This is a genomic window from Pleomorphomonas koreensis DSM 23070 (genome assembly GCF_000425185.1).
In the GTDB taxonomy this organism is placed as follows: domain Bacteria; phylum Pseudomonadota; class Alphaproteobacteria; order Rhizobiales; family Pleomorphomonadaceae; genus Pleomorphomonas; species Pleomorphomonas koreensis.
In genome coordinates this window covers 1-1,275 of the sequence record NZ_AULH01000073.1, presented here as the reverse complement: position 1 = coordinate 1,275, position 1,275 = coordinate 1, and the positions used below count along the sequence as shown (strand labels likewise).

Sequence of the window (1,275 nt, the reverse complement as noted above, 5' to 3'; positions counted from 1 at the left end):
CCCCCGGTACGGTGAAGGCATGAATCAAGCCGATGAATCTCAAGTCCGGGACGCGGACCTTCTTGAACGCCTATCGGCCAAGAAGGGAACTTCTGCGTACCAGTTTGAGCTTCTGGCTTGCGTCTCCATGCAGTCCCGCCGAGACGAAGAGTCCAAGAAGTCCCAAGCGAAGGCGGCGGCCCTTGCTGCCATGCCCCGCGAGAAACGCCGTCGGGCTATTATCCGCGAAGTCATCGAGAACGAGGGGCCCTCGCCGGACAACCTCCGTTTTATGCCGACGCCGCTTGCGATCTGTGGTCTTCCGTACAAAGCCCTGCCGCCGGGCCAAACCGAGTTCGAGCGCTCGCAGGGCCGTATGGCCGTCACAGTGACCGCCGGCAAGCTCCGCTCTCCGGATGGTCAGCGTATCCAACAACCGGTTCCATTCGGTCCCAAGGCGCGCCTCATCATGGCGCACCTTTCGACGGAAGCCCTCCGCAACAACTCGCCCGTGGTCGAAACCTCGGAAACCCTGACCGGCTTCATGCGCGATATGGGCTTTGACCCAAGGGGAGGGCGCAACGGCAACATTGAGCCGTTCAAGGAGCAGCTTCGCGCCCTTGCCGCCTGTCGCATGGAAATCAGTACCTGGGACGGCCGCCGGTCCGGCCAGGTGGACGTGAAGCCGCTTCAGAAGGTCGAGCTATGGTTCCCTGACCATCCCGACCAGAAGGCCCTCTGGCCAACCCAGATCGCGTTCTCGCAGGACTTTTACGACGAGATCAAACGGCACGCTCTCCCGATCGATGTCCGGGTGCTCCGCGCCCTCTCAAACTCGGCGCGGCGCCTTGATCTCATGCTCTGGGTGACCTACCGGATCACACGCTTGAACGCCAAGCTCATCCTCGACTGGCAGCCACTCAAGAGCCAGTTTGGCGAAGGTTATGCCCGCGATAGGGCCTTCCGTGAGGCGTTTGTCGAGGATGTCGCCGCCCTTCGGGACATTTTCCCCAAACTGCCGCTCAGACTTACCGAGCGAGGCCTCGAAATGGAGGCAGCTGACGCGTCAGCTCTCGCCATTCCGAAGCGAAAAGCGTGAGAAAACTCAGTCTGAACGCCGGGGCCGCTATGGCCCCTTTTTCTTGGAAGCATTAACCAAGAAAATCGTCTTTTCACAGCCATTTAGCTACGCTGATTAGGTGGCGCTTAGTGGATAATTTTCCCCAAAGTTTTCAGTGAGGTAAGGCCTCATCTACGCTGATTAGGTGGCGCCTCCACGCTGATTAGGTGGCGCTT

The 1,275-nt window shown here is 59.8% G+C and carries 1 protein-coding gene; it reads left to right on the top strand.

What is annotated here, in order from left to right; genetic code table 11:
• Positions 1-1,078, top strand: a 1,078-nt coding sequence (locus tag H512_RS0120105) for a replication protein RepA (RefSeq protein WP_210162731.1), incomplete at its 5' end; no start/stop codon positions are given.
• Between the last annotated feature and the right edge of the window lie 197 nt (positions 1,079-1,275).